Annotated in this window: 16 protein-coding genes; 12 read left to right on the top strand and 4 right to left on the bottom strand. The window is 71.7% G+C overall.

Annotated elements, in window-relative coordinates; all coding sequences use genetic code 11:
• Positions 1 to 248: 248 nt before the first annotated feature.
• The 3 genes from ACFYW1_RS30930 to ACFYW1_RS30920 are packed head-to-tail and all read left to right on the top strand — an operon-like array spanning position 249 to position 3933.
• Entirely contained in the window at positions 249 to 1595 is a 1347-nt protein-coding gene (locus ACFYW1_RS30930) for a discoidin domain-containing protein (protein ID WP_389000511.1), read from the top strand.
• Complete coding sequence (locus ACFYW1_RS30925; protein ID WP_389000508.1) at positions 1595 to 2902, top strand: MFS transporter; 1308 nt, start codon at positions 1595 to 1597, stop codon at positions 2900 to 2902. The genes ACFYW1_RS30930 and ACFYW1_RS30925 overlap by 1 nt, the downstream gene beginning before the upstream one ends.
• Positions 2899 to 3933 (top strand): hypothetical protein, encoded by a 1035-nt coding sequence (locus tag ACFYW1_RS30920; protein WP_389000505.1) that lies wholly within the window; start codon positions 2899 to 2901, stop codon positions 3931 to 3933. Before ACFYW1_RS30925 ends, ACFYW1_RS30920 begins: the two co-directional genes overlap by 4 nt.
• 100 nt (positions 3934 to 4033) lie before the next feature.
• On the opposite strand, the gene ACFYW1_RS30915 is transcribed toward ACFYW1_RS30920, so the two are convergent.
• Complete coding sequence (locus tag ACFYW1_RS30915; RefSeq protein ID WP_389000502.1) at positions 4034 to 4624, bottom strand: TetR family transcriptional regulator; 591 nt, start codon at positions 4622 to 4624, stop codon at positions 4034 to 4036.
• 147 nt (positions 4625 to 4771) lie between these two features.
• Between ACFYW1_RS30915 and ACFYW1_RS30910 the strand changes: the two genes are divergently transcribed.
• Positions 4772 to 6271 (top strand): MDR family MFS transporter, encoded by a 1500-nt coding sequence (locus ACFYW1_RS30910; protein WP_389000700.1) that lies wholly within the window; start codon positions 4772 to 4774, stop codon positions 6269 to 6271.
• Between the two features lie 253 nt (positions 6272 to 6524).
• On the top strand, positions 6525 to 7334 hold the full coding sequence (locus tag ACFYW1_RS30905; RefSeq protein ID WP_389000499.1) for a putative protein N(5)-glutamine methyltransferase: 810 nt from the start codon (positions 6525 to 6527) through the stop codon (positions 7332 to 7334).
• A 104-nt stretch (positions 7335 to 7438) separates the two neighbouring features.
• Here ACFYW1_RS30905 and ACFYW1_RS30900 read toward each other — a convergent pair whose 3' ends face one another.
• Positions 7439 to 7951, bottom strand: a complete 513-nt coding sequence (locus tag ACFYW1_RS30900) for a pyridoxamine 5'-phosphate oxidase family protein (RefSeq protein WP_389000496.1) — start codon at positions 7949 to 7951, stop codon at positions 7439 to 7441.
• Between the two features lie 131 nt (positions 7952 to 8082).
• On the opposite strand from ACFYW1_RS30900, the gene ACFYW1_RS30895 reads away from it, so the two are divergent.
• Entirely contained in the window at positions 8083 to 11073 is a 2991-nt protein-coding gene (locus ACFYW1_RS30895) for a bifunctional [glutamine synthetase] adenylyltransferase/[glutamine synthetase]-adenylyl-L-tyrosine phosphorylase (RefSeq protein ID WP_389000493.1), read from the top strand.
• A gap of 21 nt (positions 11074 to 11094) precedes the next feature.
• Here ACFYW1_RS30895 and ACFYW1_RS30890 read toward each other — a convergent pair whose 3' ends face one another.
• Both ACFYW1_RS30890 and ACFYW1_RS30885 read right to left on the bottom strand, forming a co-directional pair.
• The gene (locus tag ACFYW1_RS30890; RefSeq protein ID WP_389000490.1) at positions 11095 to 12069 is read right to left on the bottom strand and encodes a phosphatase PAP2 family protein; all 975 of its coding nucleotides are present in this window, start codon (positions 12067 to 12069) and stop codon (positions 11095 to 11097) included.
• Positions 12070 to 12220: 151 nt separating this feature from the next.
• Positions 12221 to 13288, bottom strand: a complete 1068-nt coding sequence (locus ACFYW1_RS30885) for a LacI family DNA-binding transcriptional regulator (RefSeq protein WP_389000487.1) — start codon at positions 13286 to 13288, stop codon at positions 12221 to 12223.
• 406 nt (positions 13289 to 13694) lie between these two features.
• Between ACFYW1_RS30885 and ACFYW1_RS30880 the strand changes: the two genes are divergently transcribed.
• From ACFYW1_RS30880 to ACFYW1_RS30855, 6 genes are all read left to right on the top strand, one after another.
• The gene (locus ACFYW1_RS30880; RefSeq protein ID WP_389000484.1) at positions 13695 to 14966 is read left to right on the top strand and encodes an extracellular solute-binding protein; all 1272 of its coding nucleotides are present in this window, start codon (positions 13695 to 13697) and stop codon (positions 14964 to 14966) included.
• 21 nt (positions 14967 to 14987) lie between these two features.
• Complete coding sequence (locus ACFYW1_RS30875) at positions 14988 to 16007, top strand: carbohydrate ABC transporter permease (RefSeq protein WP_389000481.1); 1020 nt, start codon at positions 14988 to 14990, stop codon at positions 16005 to 16007.
• On the top strand, positions 16004 to 16903 hold the full coding sequence (locus ACFYW1_RS30870) for a sugar ABC transporter permease (RefSeq protein ID WP_389000478.1): 900 nt from the start codon (positions 16004 to 16006) through the stop codon (positions 16901 to 16903). Before ACFYW1_RS30875 ends, ACFYW1_RS30870 begins: the two co-directional genes overlap by 4 nt.
• Before the next feature lie 107 nt (positions 16904 to 17010).
• Positions 17011 to 18687 carry a glycoside hydrolase family 13 protein gene (locus tag ACFYW1_RS30865; RefSeq protein WP_389000475.1) on the top strand — a complete coding sequence of 559 codons (1677 nt, stop codon included), beginning with the start codon at positions 17011 to 17013 and terminating at the stop codon, positions 18685 to 18687.
• Positions 18672 to 19742, top strand: a complete 1071-nt coding sequence (locus ACFYW1_RS30860) for a LacI family DNA-binding transcriptional regulator (protein WP_389000472.1) — start codon at positions 18672 to 18674, stop codon at positions 19740 to 19742. Before ACFYW1_RS30865 ends, ACFYW1_RS30860 begins: the two co-directional genes overlap by 16 nt.
• Positions 19743 to 20261: 519 nt before the next feature.
• Positions 20262 to 21983 (top strand): carbohydrate-binding module family 20 domain-containing protein, encoded by a 1722-nt coding sequence (locus tag ACFYW1_RS30855; protein WP_389000469.1) that lies wholly within the window; start codon positions 20262 to 20264, stop codon positions 21981 to 21983.
• The last annotated feature ends 46 nt before the right edge of the window (positions 21984 to 22029 follow it).

Below are 22029 nucleotides of genomic sequence, written 5' to 3'. Positions count from 1 at the left end.
TGCAAACGGGTGTGCGAGGGCTGAATCCGATGCGGGACAAAGGGAGTTGAGGGACTGGTAGGAAAGTTTACTGTTCGCTAGCATTCCCGGCGGTGGCCTGGCGCGGTGCCCCGCACCCGGGCATGACGCGCTCAGTGAGAGCTCTGGCCCGGCCACCACGATTCCGCCCCCTGTCCGTACGCGGGCCGGGACGGGGTCACGCACTGATGCCCAGCTCTCGCCACCCCCACAAGGCCAGGAGTCCAGGGATGCACCCGAACGGCTCAGTTCCCCTCACCCCACCCGCGAAGCGCCGTACGGTCGGCATGGTCGTCGCCGCCGTGCTGCTGCTCGCCGGCAGCCTGACATTCGCCCACCCCGACCGGGCCGGCGCCGCCGAGGACCCGCTCATCTCGCGCGGCAAGACCGCCACCTCGTCCTCCGAGGAGGACTCCCAGTACGGCCCGCAGAACGCCTTCGACGGGGATCCCGCCACCCGCTGGGCCAGCGCCGAGGGCAAGGACCCGCAGTGGCTGGGGGTCGACCTCGGTGCCACCGCCGACATCACGCGGGTGCGGCTGAACTGGGAGGACGCCTACGCCAAGGCGTACCGGATCGAGGTCTCCGCCGACGGCACCACCTGGACCCGGCTCGCCGACGAGACGGCCGGTGACGGCGGCACCGACGAGTGGTCCGGGCTCTCCGGCAAGGGCCGCTACCTGCGCGTGTACGGCACCGCGCGCGGCACCTCCTACGGTTACTCGCTGTACGAGGTCGAGGTGTACGGCACCCTCGGCGAAACGCCCCAGCCCACCGGTGCCTTCACCGTGGTCGCCGCCGGTGACATCGCCGCCCAGTGCACCGCGTCCGACAGCGACTGCGCCCACCCCAAGACCGCCGCGCTCGCCCAGAAGCTCAACCCGAAGTTCTACCTGACGATGGGCGACAACCAGTACGACGACGCCCGGATCTCCGACTACCGCGCCTACTACGACAAGACCTGGGGCGTCTTCAAGAGCAAGACGCACCCGGTGCCCGGCAACCACGAGACGTACGACCCGGCCGGGTCGCTGGCCGGCTACAAGGCGTACTACGGATCGATCGCCTACCCCCAGGGCAAGAGCTACTACAGCTTCGACGAGGGCAACTGGCACTTCATCGCCCTCGACTCCAACTCCTTCGACCAGAGCGCCCAGATCGACTGGCTCAAGGCCGACCTCGCCAAGAACAGCAAGGCGTGCGTCGCCGCGATCTGGCACCACCCGCTGTACTCCTCGGGCGGACACGGCAACGACCCGGTCAGCCGGCCGGTCTGGAAGCTCCTGTACGGCGCCAAGGCCGACCTCGTGCTCAACGGGCACGACCACCACTACGAGCGCTTCGCCCCGCAGAACCCCGACGGCAAGGCCGTCGCGGACGGCATCACCGAGATCGTCGGCGGGATGGGCGGCGCCGAGCCGTACCCCATCGAGGAGGTCCAGTCCAACAGCCAGAAGCGGATCAGCGGTGAATACGGCGTCCTGAAACTGGACTTCACCGACACCGACTACACCTGGAGCTACGTCGGCACCGACGGCAAGGTCAAGGACGCCGGACCGAAGTACTCCTGCCACTGATGTACCTGGCGACCACAGGGCGCCGGGACGCGCCGGCCCCGCCCCGCACCGGCGGAGCGGGCCGACGCGTCCCCGGCACCGTCCTCGCACTCGGCGCGGTCAGCCTCGTCACCGACATCTCCTCCGAGATGGTCACCGCGGTGCTGCCGCTCTACCTGGTCCTCGGACTGGGTCTCTCCCCCCTCCAATTCGGCTTCCTGGACGGCCTGTTCAACGGCGCGGCGGCCATCGTGCGGCTGCTCGGCGGGCACGCCGCCGACCGCGGCCGCGGACACAAACGGGTCGCCGGCCTCGGCTACGCCCTCTCCGCCCTCTCCCGGCTCGGCCTGCTGCTCGCCGGCGGCGCCACCGCGGGCATCGCGGCGGCGCTGGCCACCGACCGGGTCGGCAAGGGCATCCGCACGGCACCCCGCGACGCGCTGATCACCCTGAGCAGCCCGCCCGAGACGCTCGGCCGGTCCTTCGGCGTGCACCGGGCGATGGACACCACCGGCGCGCTGCTCGGCCCGCTCGCCGCGTTCGCCCTGCTCTGGGTGACCGCGGACGCCTATGACGCGGTGTTCGTCGTCAGCTTCTGCATCGGCCTGCTCGGGGTGCTGCTCCTGGTCCTGTACGTGCCCGGCCGGCCCCCGGCGCCGCCGGTGAGACCGGCCCGGCGCAGCCGCAAGGTGTTCGAGGCGCTCCGCGACCCCGCCTTCCGGCGCATCCTCGCGGCCGCCGCCCTGCTCGGCGCCGCGACCATCGGGGACTCCTTCGTCTACCTGCTGCTCCAGCGCCGCCTCGACCTGCCCGTCGGCTGGTTCCCGCTGCTGCCGCTCGGCGCGGCGGCGTGCTACCTGCTGCTCGCGATCCCGGCGGGCCGGATCGCGGACCGGGTCGGACGGCGGCTGCCGTTCCTGTACGGGCACCTCGCGCTGCTCGGTGTGTACGCCACCCTCCTCGCCCCCTTCGGCGGACCGGCCCTGCTGCTCCTGGCCCCCGTCCTGATCCTGCTGGGCGTCTTCTACGCCACCACCGACGGGGTGCTGATGGCCCTCGCCGGGCCCGTCCTGCCCGCCGACGGCAGGGCGGGCGGACTCGCGCTGCTCCAGACCGGCCAGGCCCTGGCGCGGATGCTCGCCGCGGCGGGCTTCGGCGCCGCGTGGACGCTGTGGGGGGAGGGGCCCGCGCTGTGGACGGCGACGACGGTCCTGCTCGCCGCGCTCGCCGCCGGCTGGGCGCTGCTGCCGCGCACCCCGCGCACCCCGTACGACCCCCCGGCTCCCGCGGAGCCGGGGGACACAACCCCCGAGAGGCGGACCGCATGAGAATCAGGTTCCCGCGCCCCGCGGCCCCGCTGGGGCCCCGGGCCCGCATCGCCGTCGTGGTGGCCGCGGTGCTGCTCCTCACGGGCGGCTCCGTCGGGTACGTGATGCACGCGGAACACCGGACGGGCGGCGAACGGGCCGAGGCCGACGCCTCGTTCGTGCTCGACGGGCCCGCGCTGTACTTCCGCGACACCGGCACCGGCCGGGTCGCGCGCCGGCCGATGGCCCCCGCCACCGCGGCCCGCACCCCCGGCGGACCCGCCTGCGACCGGTTCCACGCCTCCGGCGACGGCGCGCTCTGCCTGCGGGCCAGGCCCGGGGTGCTGCCGAAGACCCAGGCGATCGTCCTCGACCGGCAGTTGCGCGAGAAGCGCCGGATCACCGTGCCCGGCATCCCCACCCGGGCCCGGGTCTCCGCCTCCGGGCGGATGCTGTCCTGGACGGTGTTCGCGACCGGCGACTCGTACGCCACCACGTCCTTCTCGACCCGCACGGCCATCCTCGACCTGCGCACCGGCTATCTCATCAAGTCCATCGAGACCATCCCGCTCACCCTCGACGGCGCCCGCTACCACGCCCCCGACGTCAACTACTGGGGGGTGACCTTCGCCCGCGACGACAACCGCTTCTACGCGACCGTCTCCACCAAGGGCCGCACGTACCTCGTCGAGGGGAACATGCGGGACTGGTCGGCGAAGGCCCTGCGGCAGAACGTCGAGTGCCCCTCGCTGTCACCCGACAACACCCGGCTCGCCTTCAAGAAGAAGGTCTCCGACGACGCGGCCGCGCCCTGGCGGCTGTACGTGCTCGACCTGCGGACCATGCGCGAGACGCCGCTCGCGGAGGAGCGCAGCGTCGACGACCAGGCGGCCTGGCTGGACGACGACACGCTCGCCTACGGGCTGCCGGGCGAATCGGGCCGCAAGAGCGACGTCTGGACCGTACCGGCGGACGGGACGGGGAAGCCCCGCGTGGCGGTGAAGGACGGCTCGTCGCCGGTGGCAGTGGCAGCCGCGACGACGACGCGCTGAGCTCCGGACCCGCGGAGGCACGGACTCACGGACGGCGGGGCGGCACCGGGCGGTGCCGCCCCACCGTCGTCCCGCCCCGCCGCAGTCCCCGTCGTACCGCTCAGTCGAACCGGCAGGACATCTGGTCGAGGATCTCGTCGATCAGTTCGGAGGGCTCCCGGGCCAGGTCCTCCTCGATCCACATCCGCATCGCGATCCGCAGCGAGGACAGGAACGCCGCGGCCAGCACCAACGGCTCGACCGGCCGCCCCGACGGGCCCCGGCGCCCCGCCACCGCCTCGGCCAGATCCCGTTCCAGGGCGGCGTGGTTGGCGAGCTGCCGGGCCAGCAGCGAGGGGTGCCGCATCGCCAGCCTGGTCCGTACCGCCCACGCGCGCTCCGGCGGCGAGACCCGCTCGGCGAACTGGGCCATGGCCGCCCGCAGCGCCGTCCAGGCGCTCTCCTCGGCGGGCCGGTCGCGCACGGCCCGGACGAGGTCCCTGGTCTGCCGCTCCTCCCCGTACAGGAGGGCGTCCTCCTTGCCCGCGAAGTAGTTGGAGAACGTCCTGCGGGAGATCCCGGCCGCGTCCGCGACGGCCTCGACCGTGACCTGGTCGAAGCCGTGCTCGACGGTCAGCCGCAGCGTCGCCTCGTGCACGGCCTGCCTGGTGGCTTCCTTCTTGCGTTCCCGCAGTCCCGCAGCGCTCTCCATGGGCTCATTATCTCCCCGCCGGGCATAATTGCTCAGTGCGCAAAATTTCCCAATGAGCATGTATGGTGAACCCTTTCCCACCCCGTACGAACCCTCCGGAGGTTGCGCGTGAGCGCACGAACGGCCGCGCCGACCGACGCCGCGCCGATGGACCACCGCCATGTGCTGAGGGCCCTGAGCGGCCTGCTGATCGTGCTGTTCGTGGCGATGATCAGCAGCACCGTGGTCTCGGTGGCACTGCCGAAGATCATCGGCTCGCTGAACGGCACGCAGTCGCAGTACACCTGGGTCGTCACCGCGACCCTGCTGGCCTCCACGGCCTCCACGCCCATCTGGGGCAAGCTCGCCGACCTGTTCAGCAAGAAGCTGCTGCTCCAGATATCCATCGGCATCTTCGTCGTCTCGTCGATCGCCTGCGGATTCGCCCAATCGACCGAGCAGTTGATCGCCTTCCGGGCCGTGCAGGGCCTCGGCATGGGCGCGCTCCAGGTGCTCGTCCAGGTCATCATCGCCGCGATGATCAGCCCCAAGGAGCGCGGCCGGTACAACGGTTACCTGGGCGGGGTCATGGCCGTCGCCACCGTCGGCGGGCCGCTGCTGGGCGGCTTCATCACCGACACCTCGTGGCTCGGCTGGCGCTGGTGCTTCTTCATCGCCGTGCCGTTCACCCTGATCGCCCTCGTACTGCTCACCCGTACCCTGCACCTGGACGAGGTCCGGCGGCCGGAGGCGAAGGTCGACTACCTGGGCGCCTCGCTGATCGCCGCCGGGGTCAGCCTGCTGCTGCTCTGGGTCACCTTCGTCGGCAACGACTTCGACTGGATCTCCTGGCAGACCCTCGCCATGGTCGGCGCCGGCGCCCTGATCCTGGTCGCGGCCGTCGTGGTCGAGAACCGGGTCGCGGAGCCGGTCGTCCCGCTGCACGTCGTACGCCGCCGCGACCCCGCCCTCGCCATCGTCGCCAGCCTCGCGGTCGGCATGGCCATGTTCGGCGGCGCGGTCTTCCTCGGCCAGTACTTCCAGATCGGCCGCGGCTACTCGCCGACCGAGGCCGGACTCCTCACCATCCCGCTGATGTTCGGCGTGCTGGTCTCCTCCACCGTCGCCGGCCGCCTGGTCTCCAGGACCGGCAAGGTCAAGCCGTACATCATCGTCGGCGTCGTCGTCCTGACCCTCGGCTTCCTGGGCCTGTCCACCATCGACCACGAGACCTCGCTGGTCCTCGTCTCGGCCGGCATGCTCGCCGTCGGCATCGGGGTTGGCATGTCGATGCAGAACCTGGTCCTGGTCCTCCAGAACACCGTCCCGCTCGGCGAACTCGGCGCGGCCAGCGGCGCGATCACCTTCTTCCGCTCGCTCGGCGGCACCATCGGCGTCTCGGTGCTGGGCGCGGTGCTCGCCAACCAGGTCGCCACGAAGATCGCCGACGGTCTGGCGAAGCTCGGCATCGACCCGGCGGCCTCGTCCTCGGGCGGCTCCACCCTCGACCTCGCCGCGATGCCGCCGCAGATCCAGGAGGTGGTGCGCGCCGCGTACGGCGACGCCACCGGCGCCATCTTCCTGATCTCGGCCGCCATCGCGGTGGTCGGCGTGGTCGCCGCCCTGTTCCTGACGCCGACGAAGCTGCGCGACAGCGTGGATCTGTAGACGCACGTGTGACCGGCATGCCCCCGGTGCCCCGCCCGGCGCTCGAAGCGACCGCGCGGGGCACCGCCGTGCACGGCGGGGAACGGACCGGGGCATGGGGTAGGGTGACGCGTCCCCACAACGGGGGGCCGCGACCGAGGAGGTGGGACCCATTACCGCTGGATCAGATCGGGTGCTCACCCCACAGGGTCGCGTCGACCCCAGGTAGTCGACCGCGGAGCGCCCCTCGGCTTCCCCGAAAGGCTCCGCTCCCATGTCGACACCCGCTCCACCGCTCTCCCTCCCCGCCGTCGTCACCGCGCTCCGCGCCGCCGGCTGCGTATTCGCCGAGGACGAGGCGGAGTTGATCATCTCCACGGCCCCCGACCCCGCGGGCCTCGTGGCCATGGTCGAACGACGGGTCGCCGGGCTTCCCCTGGAACACGTCCTCGGCTGGGCCGAGTTCAGCGGTCTGCGGATCGCCGTGGACCCCGGCGTCTTCGTACCCCGCCGCCGCACCGAGTTCCTGGTGGAACAAGCCGCCGCGCTCGCCGCCCCCGGGGCGGTCGTCGTCGACCTCTGCTGCGGGTCGGGAGCCCTCGGCGCCGCGCTCGCCGCGAAGCTGGGCCGGGTCGAACTGCACGCCTGCGACGTCGAGCCCGCCGCCGTGCGCTGCGCCCGCCGCAACATCGGCGCCGCGGGCCGCGTCCACGAGGGCGACCTCTTCGCCCCGCTGCCCGCCCCGCTGCGCGGCCGGGTGGAGATCCTGCTGGCCAACGTGCCCTACGTACCGACCCAGGACGTCGAACTGCTGCCCCCCGAGGCCCGCATCCACGAACCGCGGGTGGCGCTCGACGGCGGCGCGGACGGCCTCGACGTCCTGCGCCGGGTCGCCGCCGAGGCCCCGCGCTGGCTGGCCCCGGGCGGGCACCTGCTGGTCGAGACGAGTGAACGGCAGGCGGCGCGGGCCGAGGAGACCGTGGCCCGCAGCGGCCTGATCCCGCGCGTGGTCACCTCCGAGGAGTGGTACGCGACCGTCGTCGTCGCGACCCGCCCGGCCCTCCCGTCCTCCACCGGGCACTGACGGGCCCGATCCGGTCACCGGGTCCGGCACGGGGCCGCCGGCTCCGCGGTTCCGTTCGGGCCCGGGCCTGCGGCTCCCGTCCGCGGGCCCGGGCCCGGCGCGGGTCAGCTGAACCGCCACCGGGTCTGGCTGTAGTGGTCGCCCCTGCCGAAACCGAACGCCTTGTCGGGCCGCACCTCGAACACCAGTGCGTAGTGCCCTGCGTTCACGAACGTGCCGTTCTCGACGTCGAAGTGCCACCGGGGGCCGTACTTCGCCTCCCACCGCCCGGCCAGCCCGCTCAGCCGGTCCGTCTCCCGCACCCGCTCCGCCCGCCCCTCGACCACCACGTCGACCCCCTCCGACAGGGTGTTGACGCCCGTCGTCACCACCACGGCGGGGTTGGTGGCCAGGTTCAGGGCCTTGCGCTCGGCCGCGCCCGTGGCGAAGTACAGCGCGTTGTCCGACCACACCCCGATCAGCGGAGTGACGTGCGGGCGGCCGTCGGGCCGGACCGTGGACAGCCAGTACAGCTCCGCCCCGGTCAGCAACTCCTTCGCCACGGACCACGGGCAGGCCGTCGCGTTCTCGTCGCTGAACTCGGCATCCAGCTCGGCGAAGGGTTCGAATCCGGACATGCGGTCCTCCCGGTCTGGTCCACATAGTGATCGTGCCCGCGAAGCGCGGACCCCGCACCCGCTCTGGATCCGCCGGGTCGGGCTAGGCTCGGAACGCTGAATGGTGTGGACGGCGAGCAGGAGAGCACGCGATGACGACGGTGCCGGGGCGCAGGAGCAGCACGTTCACCCGACTGCTGCGACACGGCTTCACCGACCCCTCCGCCGCCGAGCGGCTCCTCGACCTGCCGGACCTGTCCTCCGTGCGCTCCGACTCGGTCCTGCTCGAAGCCCTCGGCGCGACCGCCGACCCCGACCTGGCCCTGCGGGGCCTGGTCCGGCTGGTGGAGGCCGAGGAGCCGGACGAGCGGCAGATCCTCCTGGACACGCTCGTCACCGCCAAACCGCTGCGGGACCGGCTGCTCGGGGTGCTCGGCGCGTCCGAGGCGCTCGGCGACCACCTCGCCCGCCACCCCCGCGACTGGCAGGCGCTCGTCACCTACGAGGCCGCCGACCTGCACCCCGGCGTGGCCGAGTTCGAGCTGGGACTCGCCGGGGCCGACGACCCGGACTCGCTGCGCGTCGCCTACCGGCGGTGCCTGCTGGCCATAGCGGCCCGTGACGTGTGCGGCACCACCGACGTCGCCGAGGCCGCCGCCGAACTCGCCGACCTGGCCACCGCGACCCTGCGGGCGGCCCTCGCCATCGCCCGGACGGCGGCGCCCGCCGACGCCGCGCAGTGCCGGCTCGCCGTCATCGCTATGGGCAAGTGCGGCGGGCACGAACTGAACTACGTCTCCGACGTCGACGTCATCTTCGTCGCGGAACCGGTGGACGGCCACGAGGAGAGCGAGGCGGTGCGGGCCGCCACCCGGCTGGCCGCGCACATGATGCGGATCTGCTCCGACACGACCGTCGAGGGCACCATCTGGCCGGTCGACGCCAACCTCCGCCCCGAGGGCCGCAACGGCCCCCTCGTCCGCACGCTCTCCTCGCACCTCGCGTACTACCAGCGCTGGGCCAAGACCTGGGAGTTCCAGGCCCTGCTCAAGGCCCGCCCGGTGGCCGGCGACCCCGAGCTCGGCGCGGAGTACGTCGAGGCCGTCTCCCCGCTCGTGTGGCAGGCCGCGGACCGCGAGAACTTCGTCCCCGACGTGCAGAAGATGCGCCGCCGCGTCGTCGACAACATCCCCGCCGACCGCGTCGACCGCGAGCTCAAGCTCGGCCCCGGCGGCCTGCGGGACGTCGAATTCGCCGTACAGCTCCTCCAGTTGGTGCACGGCCGCAGCGACACCACGCTGCGCAGCGGCACCACGCTGGAGGCCCTGCGCGCGCTCGCCGCGGGCGGCTACGTGGGCCGGGTGGACGCCGCGCAGCTCGACGACGCCTACCGCTTCCTGCGCGCCATGGAGCACCGCATCCAGCTCTACCGGCTGCGCCGCACCCACCTGGTCCCCGAGGACGCCCCGGACCTGCGCCGGCTCGGCCGCTCCCTGGGGATGCGCACCGACCCGATCACCGAGCTCAACCAGGCGTGGAAGCGGCATGCCTCCGTGGTGCGGCGGCTGCACGAGAAGCTGTTCTACCGGCCGCTGCTCGACGCCGTCGCCCAGCTCGCCCCCGGCGAGTCCCGGCTCAGCGCGAAGGCGGCCGGGCACCGGCTCGAAGCCCTCGGCTACGCCGACCCGGCCGCCGCGCTGCGGCACCTGGAGGCGCTGTCCTCCGGGGTGTCCCGCAAGGCCGCCATCCAGCGCACCCTGCTGCCGGTGCTGCTCGGCTGGTTCGCGGACTCCGCCGACCCGGACGCCGGGCTGCTCGGCTTCCGCAAGGTGTCCGACGCGCTGGGCAAGACCCCCTGGTACCTGCGGCTGCTGCGGGACGAGGGCGCGGCGGCGGAGAACCTCGCCCGGGTGCTGTCGGCCGGCCGGCTCGCCCCCGACCTGCTGCTGCGGGCCCCGGAGGCGGTGGCGCTGCTCGGCGACCCGCAGGGGCTGAAGCCACGTACCCGGGAGCACCTGGAGCAGGAGGTGCTGGCCGCGGTGGGGCGCGCGGACGACGCCGAGACCGCGGTCGCGGTGGTGCGCGGGGTGCGGCGGCGCGAGCTGTTCCGGACCACGGCCGCGGACCTGATCGGTTCGTACGGCACCGAGGACAATCCCGCCGAGGAGGACCCGGGCCCCCTCGTCGACCGGGTCGGCAGCGCGGTCACCGACCTGAACGCCGTCACGATCGCGGGCGCCCTGCGCGCCGCCGTGCGCGAGCAGTGGGGGGACACCCTGCCCACCCGGTTCGCGGTCATCGGCATGGGCCGCTTCGGCGGCCACGAACTCGGCTACGGCTCCGACGCCGACGTGCTGTTCGTCCACTCCCCGCGCGAGGGCGTCGACGAGCAGGAGGCGGCCCGCGCCGCGAACGCGGTGGTGTCCGAGATGCGCCGGCTGCTCCAGCTGCCCACCGCCGACCCGCCGTTGATCATCGACGCGGACCTGCGGCCGGAGGGCAAGAACGGGCCGATGGTCCGCACGCTGGGGTCCTACGGGGCGTACTACCGGCGCTGGTCGCTGGTCTGGGAGAGCCAGGCCCTGCTGCGCGCCGAACCGGTCGCGGGCGACGCGGACCTCGGACGCGAGTTCGTCGACCTGATCGATCCGCTGCGCTACCCGATGGAGGGCCTGGGGGAGGACGCGGTCCGCGAGATCCGCCGGCTGAAGGCCCGCATGGAGTCCGAACGGCTGCCGCGCGGCGCCGACCCGACGCTCCACACCAAGCTGGGGCGCGGCGGCCTGAGCGACGTCGAATGGACGGTCCAGCTGATGCAGATGCATCACGGCTGGGCGGAGCCGGGGCTGCGGACCACCCGTACCCGCGAGGCCCTGGCCGCGGCCTGCGCGGCGGAGCTGATCTCCGGCGAGGACGCACAGACGCTGGACGAGGCATGGGTGCTGGCGACCCGGGTCCGCAACGCGGTGATGCTGGTACGAGGCAGGCCGGGCGACACGTTCCCGACGGTGCCCCGTGAACTCACCGCGGTGGGGCGGTACCTGGGATACGAGCCGGGGCACGTCGGGGACATGCTGGACGACTACCGGCGGGTCACCCGACGGGCCCGGGCGGTGATGGAGGAGCGGTTCTACGGGGCGTGACGGGTCCCTCGCGGGGCGTGGTCACTCGCCCCGCGGGCCCGAGTCGCGCGCCGCCGCGTCCACCGCGAGGCGCCGCGCCCCGGCCTGCGTGCCGAGGGACGGACCGGCCGCCCGCACCTCCGCGCCCGATGGCTGCACCCGTTTCGGGAGGTGGTGCGGCAGCGAGTCGTACCAGGCGTACGAGATCAGGAAGCCGGCGGCCAGGCACGCCATGCCGCCCAGCGCGTCCAGCCAGAAGTGGTTGGCGGTCGCCACGATCACGACCAGGGTGACCGCCGGGTAGAGCAGCCCCAGGACGCGGCCCCAGGGCGCGGAGGCCAGCGCGAAGATCGTCAGACCGCACCAGAGCGACCAGCCGATGTGCATCGACGGCATCGCCGCGTACTGGTTCGACATGTTCTTGAAGTTGCCCGAGGCCATCGAACCCCAGGTGTGGTGCACGAGGACGGTGTCGACGAACCCGCCGCCGTTCATCAGGCGCGGCGGGGCCAACGGGTACAGGTAGTAGCCGAGCAGGGCCACCCCCGTGGTCATGAACAGGGCCAGCCGGGCCGCCGCGTACCGGCCGGGGTGACGGCGGAACAGCCACACCAGCACACCGACGGTGACGACGAAGTGCAGTGTCGCGTAGTAGTAGTTCATCGAGATGATCAGCCATGTCACGGAGTTCACCGCGTGGTTGACCGTCTCCTCCACCGCGATGCCCAGGTACTGCTCGGCCGCCCAGATCCAGTCGGCGTTGCGCAGGGCCTCGGCCTTCTGCTCCGGGACGGCGTTGCGCACCAGTGAGTACACCCAGTAACTGGCCGCGATCAGCAGGATTTCGAACCAGATGCGTGGCCGGCGGGGGGAGCGCAGGAACCGCAGTCGCACCGGGCCGCTGTTGCGCCGTCCGGTGACTCGTTCCGCGTTCGCCGCGGGGGCCGCCTCGTCCGCGATGGGTGACGGGGTGGCCTCGGTCCGGCCTTCCTGTGACGTCACTCTCGATTCACCCATAGGCACAGAGTCTGCCAGAAAACGCTTCTTCGCCCGTTGATCCTCCGGCCGGGTCCGGGCCGCACGTCACATCTGCCGGGCCGGGGCGGAGGGCATGGCTCCGTTCCCGGCGGCGGGGGCGTTTCCGGGCGGCGGGCGGTGGGGCTGCGGCTCAGGAGCGGGCGTGCGACCCTGGAACGGGTCCGGCGGACGAACCCGGGGCGGCCCCGGGACCGGCCGCCGTCGAACCCCGGACGACGAGTTCGGGCATGAAGACGAACTCGCTGTGCGGGGCGGGAGTGCCGCCGATCTCCTCCAGGAGGGTGCGCACGGCGGCCTGGCCCATCGCCGTCACCGGCTGCCGGATCGTGGTCAGCGGCGGATCGGTGAACGCTATGAGCGGCGAGTCGTCGTAGCCGACCACCGACAGGTCGCGCGGCACCTCCAGCGACATCCGGCGGGCGGCCCGGATCGCGCCGAGCGCCATCATGTCGCTCGCGCACACCACCGCCGTGCAGCCCCGCTCCATCAGTGCCGTCGCCGCGGCCTGGCCACCCTCCAGGGTGAACAGCGAGTGCTGGATCAGCTCCTCCGCCTCGTCCGGCCCGATGCCCAACTGCTCGTGCACGGTGGAGCGGAAGCCCTCGATCTTGCGCAGCACCGGCACGAAGCGCTTGGGCCCGACCGCCAGGCCGATCCGCTGGTGGCCCAGCGACACCAGGTGCGTCACCGCGAGCCGCATCGCGGCCCGGTCGTCCGGCGAGATGAACGGGGCCTGCACCTTCGGCGAGAAGCCGTTGACCAGCACGAACGGGACGCCCTTGGCGCGCAGTTGCTCGTAGCGCTGCATGTCGGCCGAGGTGTCGGCGTGCAGCCCGGAGACGAAGATGATGCCCGCCACGCCGCGGTCGACCAGCATCTCGGTCAGCTCGTCCTCGGTGGAGCCGCCGGGGGTCTGGGTCGCCAGCACCGGGGTGTAGCCCTGCCGGGTCAGGGCCTGGCCGATGACCTGGGCCAGCGCCGGGAAGATCGGGTTCTCCAGCTCGGGCGTGATCAGTCCGACGAGCCCCGCGCTGCGCCTGCGCAGACGTACGGGCCGCTCGTAACCGAGGACGTCGAGCGCGGCGAGGACGGATTCACGGGTGGCCGCTGCAACACCGGGCTTGCCGTTCAGTACACGGCTGACCGTCGCTTCGCTGACCCCCGCCTGAGTTGCGATATCGGCAAGCCGTGCGGTCATGGAAGTGGACTGTACCGGGCGCGTGTCGGATTGCCCACCAGGGCCATGGAACGGGCGGTCGCGCCCCTCCGGCGCCCCGGGGCCCGTGCGTCGGGTCGGCCGGAGCGCCGCGTCCGTGCCACGGGCCGGGCGGCACCCCCGGCAACGCGTTGCAAGACCTTGCAGCCCCGTTTTGCAGCCGGTGATCGGATCGTCACACCGCGATCCAGTGGCCCGTGGCCAGGGGATGCCAGGATCGGACTGCCGCAGTCAAGGGTCTTGACGGCAACCGTGAGGACACGCGAATGTAACGATCGTCGAGGCTTGCAGAAATCTTCCGCAAACTCTTTCGGCGTTCTTTCATCCTTGTTACGTTCTCGTCGACCCGGCGCCGCGACGGAGCGGTACGGCAGTTGAAGGAGTTCAGATGCGACGTGGCATAACGGCCACCGCCCTGGTCGCGGCCCTGGCGCTCGCGGCGACCGCCTGCGGCAGCGACGACGAGTCCGGCGGCACGAAGAGCTCGGGCGAGCTCTCCGGCACTGTGACGTGGTGGGACACCTCGAACGTCGGCAGTGAGGACAAGGTCTTCAAGAAGCTCGCCGAGGGCTTCGAGAAGAAGCACCCGAAGGTTGACGTGAAGTACGTCAACGTTCCGTTCGGTGACGCGCAGAACAAGTTCAAGAACGCGGCGCAGGCCGGCTCCGGCGCCCCGGACGTCATCCGTTCCGAGGTCGCCTGGACCCCCGAGTTCGCCGACCTCGGCTACCTGGCCCCGCTCGACGGCACCGTCGCGCTGAAGAACCCGGACGACTTCCTGAAGCAGGCCGCCGCGTCCACCAAGTACAAGGGCAAGACGTACGCGGTGCCGCAGGTCATCGACTCCATGGGCATCTTCTACAACAAGAAGATGTTCAAGGACGCCGGCGTCGAGCCGCCCGCGAACATCGCCGACCTGAAGTCCGTCGCCAAGAAGATCAAGGACAAGACCGGCAAGACCGGTCTCTACCTGCGCGGCGACGACTCGTACTACTTCCTGTCCTTCCTGTACGGCGAGGGCGGCGACCTGGTCGCCCCGGCCGACAAGGCGATCACCGTCGACAACGAGGCGGGCGTCAAGGCGTTCGGCGTCGTGAAGGACCTCGTCGACTCCGGGACGGCCAAGACGGACGCCACGGACGGCTGGGAGAACATGATGCAGTCGTTCAAGAACGGCGACGTCGCGATGATGATCAACGGCCCCTGGGCCGTGACCGACACGCTGACCGGCAAGCAGTTCACCGACAAGGCGAACCTGGGCATCGCCCCGGTCCCGGCCGGCTCCGCCGCGCAGGGTGCCCCCCAGGGCGGTCACAACCTGGCCGTCTACGCGGGCTCCAAGAACCTGGACGCCTCCTACGCCTTCGTCGAGTACATGACCTCGGTCGAGGCCCAGGCGCAGGTCGCCGGCGAGCTGAACCTGCTCCCGACCCGCACCTCCGCGTACGGCAGGCAGCAGGCCGTGGACAGCGACATCGTCCAGTTCTTCAAGCCGGTCGTGGAGACCGCCGTCGAGCGTCCCTGGATCCCGGAGACCGGCAGCCTCTTCGCCCCGCTGAACACCGAGTACACCAAGGTCCTCACCGGCCAGACCACGCCGGAGAAGGCCGCCAAGGCGACCGGTGACTCCTACCGCAAGCTCCTCAAGGGCTGGAAGTAACCCAGGAAGGCAGGCCGACTGATGGCTGTCCACACCGGCCAGTCGGTGGCGAAGGCCGCGGGCGACGACGTCGCCCGCGGCCGGGGCCGCGGTACTGGCACCCCTCCGCCGCCGCCGAGCAGGCTCCGGCGGGCCCTGTCGGTCCACTGGTACGCCTGGACCATGGTCGCCCCGGTCGTCGTCGTCATCGGCGTGATCATCGGCTACCCCCTGGGTCGCGGTATCTGGCTGTCGCTGACCGACGCCAACGAACGCAACGTCGCCCGGTCCATCGGTGTCAACGAGTTGCCCGCCACCTACGAGTTCGTGGGGCTGGACAACTACGCCGACGCCCTGACCGGTGACCAGTTCCTCGGCACGCTCGGCTGGACGCTGGTGTGGACGGTCTCCTGCGTGGGCATCACCTTCTGCCTGGGCATGGCCCTCGCCAACATCCTCAACCGCAAGATCGCCGGCCGCTCCGCCTACCGGATGGCCCTGATCCTGCCCTGGGCGATCCCCGGCTTCGTCTCCGTCTTCGCCTGGCGCTTCCTCTACAACGAGGAGCGCGGCCTGCTCAACAAGATCCTCGGCGGCGCCGGGATCGACGGCATCCCGTGGCTGAACGACCCCACCTGGGCCAAGTTCTCCGTCATCGCCGTCAACGTCTGGCTCGGCGTCCCCTTCATCATGGTGGCCCTGCTGGGCGGCCTGCAGTCCATACCCACCGAGCAGTACGAGGCCGCCGAGATGGACGGCGCGACCGCGTGGCAGCGCTTCCGCCACGTCACCCTGCCCGGTCTGCGCCCGGTCTCCGCCACGGTGACCCTGCTCTCCACCATCTGGACGTTCAACATGTTCCCGGTGATCTTCCTGCTGACCAGGGGAGGGCCGGGCGAGTCCACCCAGATCCTGGTGACCCAGGCGTACAAGTTCTCCTTCGAGATCAGCCCGCGCGACTTCGCGCAGTCCTCCACCTGGGGCGTGCTGATCCTCGTCCTCCTGATGCTCTTCGCCGTGGTCTACCGGCGAGTGCTCCGCACGCAGGGAGACAACTGGTGACCACCGCCGCACCGACCACCACCGCCGCACCGACCACCACGGCCCGGCACTCCGCCCGCAGGCCCCGGCGCCGCGGGGAGCGTTCGCCCGCCGCCTCCGTGGCCCTGCACCTCACGCTGATCGCCGCGTCCGTCATCGCGGTCTTCCCCGTGCTCTGGGTCCTGCTGACCTCGCTGAAGCCGGCGAAGTACGCCACGACGACCGACTTCTTCAAAGAGACGACGTTCGAGAACTACACGAACCTGATCCGGGACACCGAGTTCCTGACCTGGTTCGGCAACTCCGTGGTCATCGCGGGACTCACCACCGTCCTCGGCGTCTTCGTCTCCGCGACCACCGGCTACGCCGTCAGCCGCTTCCGCTTCCCCGGCAAGCGCGGGCTGATGTGGACCCTGCTGGTCACCCAGATGTTCCCGGTCGCCGTCCTCATCGTGCCGATCTACAACATCATGTCGACCATGGGCCTGATCAACCAGCCCGCCGGCCTCGTCATCACCTACCTCACCATCTCGGTGCCGTTCTGCGCCTGGATGATGAAGGGCTTCTTCGACACCATCCCGCGCGAGATCGACGAGTCCGGACAGGTCGACGGCCTGACCCCGTTCGGCACGTTCTGGCGGCTGATCCTGCCGCTCGCCAAGCCCGGCCTCGCGGTCACCGCCTTCTACTCCTTCATCACCGCCTGGGGCGAGGTGGCGTACGCCTCCGCCTTCATGGTCGGCGACGAGAACCTGACGCTCGCCGGCGGACTGCAGAAGTTCGTCAACCAGTACGGAGCCCAGTGGGGCCCCATGACCGCGGCGTCCGTGCTGATCGCGATACCCGCGGCCCTCGTCTTCCTCTTCGCCCAGCGCCACCTGGTCACCGGCATGTCCGCCGGAGCCGTCAAGGGCTGACCCCACCCGGCAAGCCCGTACGCCCCGCACGCACCAAGTCACGGCGGCCGCCGGGGTCCGACCCCGGACCCCGGCGCCGCTCCCCACCCAGACACCCCAGGGACGACATGACCCAGCACCTCGCTGCCCCCTCCACCGGCACGTCCGCCGACGCTCCGGCCCACCAGACCGGCTGGTGGCAGGACGCGGTGATCTACCAGGTCTACCCACGGAGCTTCGCCGACGGCAACGGCGACGGCATGGGCGATCTCGCCGGCGTCCGGGCCAGACTCCCGTACCTCGAGGACCTCGGTGTGGACGCGGTCTGGCTCAGCCCGTTCTACGCGTCCCCGCAGGCCGACGCGGGCTACGACGTCGCCGACTACCGTGACATCGACCCGATGTTCGGCACCCTGATGGACGCCGACGGGCTGATCCGGGACGCCCACGAACTGGGCCTGCGGATCATCGTGGACCTGGTGCCCAACCACTCCTCGGACCGGCACGAGTGGTTCCGGCGCGCCCTCGCCGAGGGCCCCGGCTCCGCCCTGCGCGAGCGCTACCACTTCCGTCCCGGCAAGGGCGAGAACGGCGAACTGCCGCCCAACGACTGGGAGTCCGTCTTCGGCGGACCCGCCTGGACCCGGACCACCGACCCGGACGGCACTCCCGGCGACTGGTACCTCCACCTCTTCGCGCCCGAGCAGCCCGACTTCAACTGGGAGCACCCGGCCGTCGCCGACGAGTTCCGCTCCATCCTGCGCTTCTGGCTCGACATGGGCGTCGACGGCTTCCGGGTCGACGTCGCCCACGGCCTGGTCAAGGCCGAGGGCCTGCCCGACCTCGGCAGCCGCGATCAGCTCAGGCTGCTCGGCAACGACGTCATGCCGTTCTTCGACCAGGACGGGGTGCACGAGATCTACCGCTCCTGGCGCACCATCCTCGACGAGTACCCCGGCGCCAGGATCCTGGTCGCCGAGGCGTGGACCCCCACCGTCGAGCGCACCGCCAACTACGTGCGCCCCGACGAGATGCACCAGGCGTTCAACTTCCAGTACCTCTCCACCGCCTGGGACGCCGCCGAGCTCCGCAAGGTCATCGACTCCTCGCTCGACGCGATGCGCCCGGTCGGCGCCCCCACCACCTGGGTGCTCTCCAACCACGACGTGACCCGGCACGCCACCCGGTTCGCCAACCCGCCCGGCCTCGGCACCCAGATCCGCACCCCCGGCGACCGCGAGCTGGGCCTGCGCCGGGCCCGCGCCGCCACCCTGCTGATGCTGGCCCTGCCCGGCTCCGCCTACATCTACCAGGGCGAGGAACTCGGCCTGCCCGACGTCACCGACCTGCCCGACGAGGTCCGCCAGGACCCGTCGTTCTTCCGGGCCGAGGGCCAGGACGGCTTCCGCGACGGCTGCCGGGTGCCGATCCCGTGGACCCGCGGCGGCAGTTCGTACGGCTTCGGCGACGGCGGCAGCTGGCTGCCCCAGCCCGACGGCTGGGGCGAGCTGAGCGTCGAGGCGCAGACCGGCGTGCCCGGCTCCACGCTGGAGCTGTACCGGGCCGCGATCGCCGCCCGCCGGGAGCACCCCGGGCTCGGCGCCGGAACCTCGGTGGAGTGGGAGGCGGCCCCCGAGGGTGTGCTGGTCCTCGCCCGCCCCGGTTTCGTCTGCACCGTCAACACGACGGACCGCCCGGTGCGCGTCCCGGTGCGCGGCACCGTCCTGCTGTCCAGCGCCCCGGTCGTCATCGACGGCGACGAGGCCGAGCTGCCCGCGGACACCACGGTGTGGTGGACGGTGTGACGGTCCCCCTGCCCAGAAGCGGCCCCGCGGCCGGCGGTGCGCCGAGGCTCTCGGACATCGCCGGCCAGGCAGCGGTCAGCGAGGCGACCGTCAGCCGGGTGCTGAACGGGAAACCGGGCGTCTCGGAGACCACCCGGCAGCGGGTGCTCGCGGCGCTGGACATCCTGGGCTACGAACGTCCGGTACGGCTGCGGCAGCGCAGCGCCGGGCTGATCGGACTGGTGACGCCCGAGCTGATCAACCCGATCTTCCCGGCGTTCGCGCAGTCCGTCGAGCAGGTACTGGCCGGGCACGGCTACACCCCGGTGCTCTGCACCCAGCTGCCCGGCGGAGCCACCGAGGACGAACTCGTCGAGCAGCTCGTCGAGCGCGGGGTCGGCGGGATCGTCTTCCTCTCCGGGCTGCACGCCGATCTGTCGGCCGACCCGGCCAGGTACGCCGCGCTCACCGAGCGCGGCGTACCGTTCGTCCTGATCAACGGCTACAACGAGCGGATCAGCGCGCCGTTCGTCTCGCCCGACGACGCCGCCGCCGTGCGGATGGCCGTCGGGCACCTCGCCGACCTCGGCCACAGCAGGGTCGGGCTGGCGATCGGCCCGCAGCGCTACGTGCCCTCCCGCCGCAAGCGCGAGGGCTTCGTCGAGGCCGCCGTGAAGCTGCTGGGCATGGACTGCGCGGAGGCCGAACTCCTGGTCTGCCCGACGCTGTTCAGCGTCGAGGGCGGCCAGGTCGCGGCCGGGGCGCTGCTCGACCGGGGATGCACGGGCATCGTCTGCGGCAGCGACCTGATGGCGCTGGGCGTGGTGCGCGCGGCCCGGGCGCGCGGGCTCCACGTGCCGCGCGACGTGTCGGTGGTGGGCTTCGACGACTCGCAGCTGATCGCGTTCACCGACCCGCCGCTGACGACGGTGCGCCAGCCCGTGCAGGCGATGGCCGCGGCGGCGGTGGGGGCCCTGCTGGAGGAGATAGGGGGCAGCCCGGTGCAGCGCACGGAGTACGTGTTCCAGCCGGAGCTGGTGGTGCGCGGGTCGACCGCGGCGGTCCGGGACGCCTGAGCGCCCGGCTCCGGTACACGGGACGGGACCGCCGTCGCGGGCGGACCGGACGGCGGGACCCGAGGCCCTCGGGGCACGGGCCGCGAGGCGCGGGGCCGTCGGCGGCCCGCGGACGGCGGAGCGGCCCGCGGGCCGAGAAGAGGCACCAGGAGTCGGCCCAGGATTGGGCCGGCGGGGAGTGCGACTCCGGGTGCCTCTCTTGGCCCTGACCGATCCGGCCGGCCGGGCGCGTGGGGCCCCGGGATCGCCGGAGCCCCCGACCGGCCGGACCGGAGCTGGGGGAAATGTAACAGCGCTGCAATGTCTTGCGTAAGTCCTTGCAGGAAGAAAACTGCTGTATTTCCTGGATGTGATCGGACGGTGTCCAAAGGGTTGACCGGGGGCGAGTGGGCTCGTACGGTCTGCGTCGCGGCAAGGTTTGCATTCTTGCAGCAAGAACATTCAGAGCCTTGAGGGCAGGGCGCGTTGCCACGTGAGGCTGCACCGTCACCCGCATTTCCCCCCACAGCAGGAGGAAAGATGGCACGCAGAGCACTGTTCGCAGCGCTCGCCCTGTCCGCAGGCGCCGCCGCTCTCGTGATCCCCACCACGAACGCCCAGGCGGCCACCCCGGGCGACAAGGACGTCACCGCCGTTCTCTTCGAGTGGAAGTTCGACTCCGTCACCAAGGCGTGCACCGACACCCTCGGCCCGGCCGGCTACGGCTACGTCCAGGTCTCGCCGCCCCAGGAACACATCCAGGGCAGTCAGTGGTGGACCTCGTACCAGCCGGTCAGCTACCGGATCGCCGGGCGGCTCGGCGACCGCGCGTCCTTCGCGAACATGGTGAACACCTGCCACGGCGCGGGCGTCAAGGTCATCGCCGACTCGGTCATCAACCACATGTCGGCCGGCTCCGGCACCGGCACCGGCGGCTCCTCGTACACCAAGTACGACTACCCGGGCCTGTACTCGGTCAGCGACATGAACGACTGCCAGTCGCAGATCGGCAACTACGGCGACCGGGCCAACGTCCAGAACTGCGAACTCGTCGGCCTGGCCGACCTGGACACCGGCGAGGACCACGTCCGCGGCCGGATCGCCGCCTACCTCGACGACCTGCGCTCCCTGGGCGTGGACGGCTTCCGCATCGACGCCGCCAAGCACATGCCCGCCGCCGACCTGGCGAACATCAAGTCGCGGCTGGCCGACCCGAACGTCTACTGGAAGCAGGAGGCGATATACGGCGCGGGCGAGGCCGTCTCGCCCTCCGAGTACCTCGGCACCGGGGACGTCCAGGAGTTCCGCTACGCCCGCAGCCTCAAGCAGGTCTTCAACAACGAGAACCTCGCCCACCTGAAGAACTTCGGCGAGGGCTGGGGCTTCATGGAGTCGGGCAAGTCGGCGGTCTTCGTCGACAACCACGACACCGAGCGCGGCGGCGACACCCTGAACTACAAGGACGGCGCCAACTACACCCTCGCCAACGTCTTCATGCTGGCCTGGCCGTACGGCTCGCCCGACGTCCACTCCGGCTACGAGTGGTCCGACAAGGACGCGGGCCCGCCCAACGGCGGCACCGTGAACGCCTGTTACAGCGACGGCTGGAAGTGCCAGCACGCCTGGCGCGAGATCTCCTCCATGGTCGGCTTCCGCAACGCCGCGCGCGGCCAGGCCGTCACGGACTGGTGGGACGACGGCGGCGACCGGATCGCCTTCGGCCGCGGCACCAAGGCGTACGTGGCGATCAACCACGAGGGCTCCGCGCTGACCCGCACCTTCCAGACCTCGCTGCCCGCCGGCGACTACTGCGACGTCCAGTCCGGCAAGGGCGTCACGGTGAACGGCTCCGGACAGTTCACCGCCACCCTCGGCGCGAACACCGCCCTCGCCCTGCACGCCGGCGCCCGCACCTGCACCGGCGGCGGCGACAACGGGGGCGGTGACAACGGTGGCGGCACCGGACGGACCGGGGCGTCCTTCGGCGTCACCGCCACCACCCAGCCCGGCCAGAACATCTACGTGACCGGCAACCAGCCCGCCCTCGGCAACTGGAACCCCGCCTCCGCGCCCAAGCTCGACCCGGCGACGTACCCCGTCTGGAAGCTCGACGTCGCCCTGCCCGCCGGAACGGCGTTCGAGTACAAGTACGTCCGCAAGGACGCGAACGGCAACGTCACCTGGGAGAGCGGCGCCAACCGCACGGCCACCGTGCCCGCCTCCGGCAGCGTCGCCCTGACCGCCGACGTCTGGCGCGGCTGACACCCCCTCATCCCACCGACCGGTACGGGCCGGGGCCACGAGACAC

The sequence above is a fragment of the Streptomyces sp. NPDC002669 genome, assembly GCF_042889165.1.
Lineage (GTDB): Bacteria > Actinomycetota > Actinomycetes > Streptomycetales > Streptomycetaceae > Streptomyces.
The sequence above is the reverse complement of the archived record's forward strand: the minus strand, read 5'-3'. Positions and strand labels throughout refer to the sequence as shown.